Source organism: Streptomyces sp. NPDC054841 (assembly GCF_053611045.1).
Genome location: NZ_JBSGZO010000581.1, coordinates 1 through 4,830, shown reverse-complemented (window position 1 = coordinate 4,830; position 4,830 = coordinate 1). Strand labels below are relative to the sequence as shown.

Below are 4,830 nucleotides of genomic sequence, written 5' to 3'. Positions count from 1 at the left end.
GGCCCTGGAGCCCGCCGTGGCGGCCGGTCTGCTCGACGCCGACGAGTTCCGCGTCGGTTTCCGGCATCCGCTGGTCCGCTCGGCCGTACTGCAGTCGGCGCCGCTGGTGGACCGGCTGGCGGCGCATGAGGCGCTGGCCCGTGTCCTCGACGGCCAGCCGGACCGGCAGGCGTGGCACCGGGCCGCGGCCATCGGGCGCCGCGACGAGACGGTCGCGCGGGCGCTCGACGAGGTGGCGGCCAGGGCGCGGGGACGCGGCGCGACGGCGGTGGCTGTGGCCGCGCTGGAACGCGCCACGGCGCTGAGCGAGCTGCCCTCGTGCCAAGCGGCACGGCTGCTGGACGCGGCGGAGCTGGCCCTCGAACTCGGCAGCACCGAGCGGGCCTTCAGCCTGGTGCAACGGGCCGAACCGCTGGAGCTCGGCGCCCTGGAGAGACCCCGGTTGCTGTTGCTCCGCGAAGCGCTCGAAGTGGATGTGGCGGCGGGCGCCCCGCGGCTGCATCTGCTCATCACGACCGCGGAGCGGGCGGCCGAGGCCGGTGACCCCGTGCTCGCTCTGCGACTTCTGCGGTCCGCGGCGCGGCGCTGCTGGTGGTCCGACCCCGGCAAAGAGCTGCGGGAGCGAGTGGTGGCGGCGGCCGAGGCCCTGCCCCTTCCGGAACTGCACCCGGACCTGGTGTACACCCTGGCCGCCGCGACCCCGCTGGAACGGGGTTCAGCGGTCCTGGAGCGCCTCGACCGCCTGGAGCGTGAGGGCGGGTACGACGTCCTGGCCGCCGCGACACTCGGCACGGCGGCGACCATGATGGGCGCGTACGACCGCGCGGCGGGCTTCCTCAAGCGTGCCGCCGCCGGGCTGCGGGCACAGGGCCGGCTGGGTCTGCTGGCCCAGACCCTCGTGTCGCTCGCCTTCACAACGGTCCACGCCGTGGACTGGGAGACGGGCCTGCCGGCGGTGGCGGAGGCGATGCGGCTCGCCGAGGAGAATCGCCAGCCGCGCTGGCTCACCGGTGCCCGCATCGCGAAGGCGCAGTTCGCCGCGCTGCACGGAGACCTGGACACGGCACGATCCGTCGCGGCCGAGGCGGAGCGGCAGGGCCTTGCGGTGGCGAACAACTCGAATCTGGCGTTCATCCAGATCGCCCGGGGCCTGACGGGCCTGGCCGCGGGAAACCATGCCGAGGCGTTCGACTGTCTGTGGCGGGTCTTCGACCCGGCCGATCCCGCGCACCACCCCTACCTGCAGACCAGTGCGATCGCGGATCTTGCCGAAGCGGCCCTGCGCGACGACCAGCGGGATGCCGCACGGGCCGCACTCGCAAGGCTGGACACGGCAGCCGCCGCGACCGAGGCGCAAATGATCCGGCTGAACCTGAGCGTCGCCCACGCTCTGCTCGCCGACGACGAGCATGCCGAGGCTCTCTTCCGGTCCGCGCTCGACCTGGACATGGCCCACTGGCCGTTCGCGAGGGCGCGGCTGATGCTCGCGTACGGTTCGTGGCTGCGCCGCCGCCGCCGTGCCACGGAGGCACGCACCCCGCTGCGCATCGCCCGCGAGTCCTTCGACTCACTCGGCGTGGGACCGTGGTCCGAGCGGGCACGGCAGGAGCTGCGCGCGGCCGGGGAGAGCAGCGAGCGGCACAGCCCCAGCAGCTGGGACCAGCTCACGCCGCAGGAGTTGCAGATCGCCAGGCTGGCTGCCGAGGGACTGTCGAATCGCGAGATCGGCCAGCAGCTCTATCTGTCTCCGCGCACCATCGGGACCCACCTGTACCGGATCTTCCCGAAGCTGGGGATCACTTCCCGCGGGCAGCTGCGGGACAGGCTGAGCACGGGCGGTTGAGATCAGGGTGTCGACGTCCAGTCGTTGAGGTCCGAGCGGATGGAGTCCGGGCATCTGGTTCCGGGCATCGCGGTCCGGACGCCAGGTTCCGGGCGTCGAGGTCCGGAGATCAGGTTCCGTGAGATGAGATCCGGACACCCTTGTCTGTCTGTGCGTGCACGTTTGTTGTCTCTCGCCGCAATTTCGCAGCGGTGCTCCGTGCCTGCGCCTCGCCATGTGGTCGACCCGGTTTAGCCTGCGGCCGTACGACTGCATGGAGGAGAAAACGTGACCACGACCTGGGGAACTTCCGTCATCCCGCTCAACGATCGCGCCGAGGCCCTCCGCCGGACGATCCGGGAGCACGTCGTGCCGGTCGAGCTCGTCCTTCCGCGCTGTCCCGAGCGCGTGTTCGCGGATGTGTCGATCACCGGCCTCGGTTCCCTGCAGGTCAGTTCGGTGCGGGCGAACCCGGCCACCGTGCACAGGACTCCGCGGCTGGCGAAGGCCGACTGGGAGCCCGTGCTCTTCATCAGTCTCCAGGTCTCCGGTGAGAGTACGGTCGTCCAGGACGGCAGGGATGCTGTCCTGCGGCCGGGAGACATCGCCTTCTACGACACGCGTCGCCCCTACACCCTGCTCTTCGACCGGGGTGTCGACATGCACTTCTTCCGCATACCGCTGAATGAGATCGCACTTCCCGACCCAGCGGTCCACGGAGTGACGGCGCGGACTTTCGGAGCGAAGGGCACCATCTCCGGCCTGACGTCGGGATATCTGTCACAACTCGCCACGAGTCCCCAACTCCACGAGGGCACGGCCGCCCGCCTGCTCGCGGCTCCCAGCATGGAGCTCGTCCGGGCGGTCATCGCCGCGGAGTCGGGCAGCCCCGCGCTCGGCGCCGGCCCCCTGCACGAGACGCTCGGTCTGCGCATCGTGGAATACATGAGGTCACATCTGGCGGACCACGATCTGACACCGGCGTCCGTCGCGAAAGCCCACCACATATCGGTCCGTTACCTCTACGCCGTCCTCGCCAGGAACGGCATCGGTTTCGGTGAATGGGTACGTACGCACCGGCTCGACGCGTGCCGCAGGGAGCTGTCCCGGGTGCCCCCGAGCACCGAGACCATTTCAGCGGTCGCCCACCGCTGGGGATTCAAGTCCACTTCCCATTTCAGCCGGGCGTTCAAGAATGCCTTCGGCGTATCGCCCCAGACGTGGCGAGAACTGAGACAGGCGTCCTCGTCCTCCTCATAGCAGCTTGCTGCGCAGCGCGTGCGCCACGGCGTGCGAACGGTTGCGCAGGCCCTGCCGTTCGAGCATGGACCGGATGATGGACTTGATCGTGCGCTGCGAGTAGTTCAGCCGTGCCGCCATCTCCGCGGTGCTCAGGCCCTCGGCCAGCATTCTCACCACATCGAGCTCGCGCGGATGCGGTGCCTTGCCGTGCGGGGCGTGCGCCTCGTGCGGCGGACCGGCCGCCTCTCCCCCGGTGCCTCGGTGGTCCAGGACCGCCTCCACCACCGACTCGCTCGGGACCTGTCCTCGCAGCAGGAAGCAGGTCGGGCCGAAGGCTTCTGCCCTGACTCGCCGCGCCTCGGTGATCGACTCGGCGACCAGAACGACGCGGACGTCGTTGACGCCCGAGTCGAGCACGGCGCTCCTGATGCGCGCGAGCCAGGCGTCGGTCATTTCGAACACCATGACGAGGACCACCTGTGCTTCCCGATACCTGCCGCGGGGGAGGATTTCGATCCTGGCGTCGCGCTCCAGGAAGGCCGTCACGGCGGAATGGGTGATGGGATCGCCGCTGACCACCCTCACGCGTACCGGACCCACTCACATCACCCCGGACTGGATCGCGTACGCGATCGCGTGTGCGCGGTTGCGCAGCCCGAGCCGGCTCATCATCTCCGCGAGAACGTTCTTGATGGTGCGCTCGGAGTAGTGCAGCCGTGCGGCCACCTCGGCGGTGTCCATGCCTTCCGCGAGGAGCCGCAGCACATCGATCTCTCGCTGGGAGAAGCCCGCCGGCGCGAGCGCCGTGCTGCGGGATGCCGGCGCGTCCCGCAGCACCGCCTTCACCTGGTCGATGAGCGACCGTACGTACCGGCCGGGCAGCTCTGTCCGGCCGGTGCGACTGGCCCACACCGCCGCCTGCAGCCCGGCCATGGTGGTCTGCTGCCGGGCCAGAAAGCTCACCAGGCCGTAGTCGAAGGCACGGACGAGCTGCCGGTTGCCGATGTCATTGGCCACCAGCACCGTGCGCAGCCGCGGGTTCCGCGACTGCTCCGCAGCCCGCCGCATCCGGTCGAGCACCTCTTCGGTGACATCGCCGGCGAGGACGACCAGTACCTCGGCGGCTGCTTCCTGACCCGGCTCGACGACCCGGATGCGTTCGCAGGAACGGAAGTACGCGTCCACACCGGTCCTCGTGATGCGATCGGTCGCGTGGATCGCCAGGGCGATCGCGGTGCTGGTTCGTTCCTGGGTGTGCATGGGCTGCTCCTGCCGGTCATGGACTCGACTCCGACCAGGTCAGCGTAGGTTTCGTAGCCACGCGCAGGAGCTGTGCGGCGCCTGTGCGTCTCACTCGGTCAACCACGCTGCACACAGGGGCAAGTGCGGCCAGGATCGCAGGACGGCGACTGGCCCGGGCCCGTGCGGACACGGACCCGGGCGATGGTTCGGCGATGTGGCGGTTCGGATATGCCGGTTCGGATGCGGCAGTTCAGATGCCGCGGTTCAGATGCGGCGGTTCAGATGCGGACCAGCGGAGTGTCCACCAGGTGCTCGGCCAGGAACCATGCCTGCGCCTCGCCGGTACGGATTGCCTGCGACACGATCAGGTCGTTCGTACCGTCGTCGCCCAGGGCGGCGACACGGGCGGCGGCGTCGCGGGCGTCCACCAGGATCAGCTCGTGCGCCTCCAGCAGGCGGGAGAGCATCGCGGGGACTTCCTCGGCCCCGTCCGGGGGGCGGGGAACGGTGGCGATCTCGGCGGC

5 protein-coding genes are annotated in these 4,830 nt (G+C 70.2%); 2 read left to right on the top strand and 3 right to left on the bottom strand.

Annotated features, from left to right (window positions below):
* Positions 1-1,843, top strand: a 1,843-nt coding sequence (locus ACWGI8_RS39675) for a LuxR C-terminal-related transcriptional regulator (protein ID WP_453668302.1), incomplete at its 5' end; no start/stop codon positions are given.
* Positions 1,844-2,110: 267 nt separating this feature from the next.
* Complete coding sequence (locus ACWGI8_RS39670) at positions 2,111-3,082, top strand: AraC-like ligand-binding domain-containing protein (protein WP_453668301.1); 972 nt, start codon at positions 2,111-2,113, stop codon at positions 3,080-3,082.
* Here the strand turns inward: ACWGI8_RS39670 and ACWGI8_RS39665 are convergent.
* From ACWGI8_RS39665 to ACWGI8_RS39655, 3 genes are all read right to left on the bottom strand, one after another.
* Positions 3,077-3,610 (bottom strand): response regulator transcription factor, encoded by a 534-nt coding sequence (locus ACWGI8_RS39665; protein ID WP_453668300.1) that lies wholly within the window; start codon positions 3,608-3,610, stop codon positions 3,077-3,079. The genes ACWGI8_RS39670 and ACWGI8_RS39665 overlap by 6 nt on opposite strands.
* Before the next feature lie 54 nt (positions 3,611-3,664).
* Positions 3,665-4,324, bottom strand: a complete 660-nt coding sequence (locus ACWGI8_RS39660; RefSeq protein WP_453668299.1) for a helix-turn-helix transcriptional regulator — start codon at positions 4,322-4,324, stop codon at positions 3,665-3,667.
* A gap of 260 nt (positions 4,325-4,584) precedes the next feature.
* Positions 4,585-4,830 (bottom strand): ferritin-like domain-containing protein (locus ACWGI8_RS39655; protein WP_453668298.1); only part of this gene is annotated, 246 nt, incomplete at its 5' end.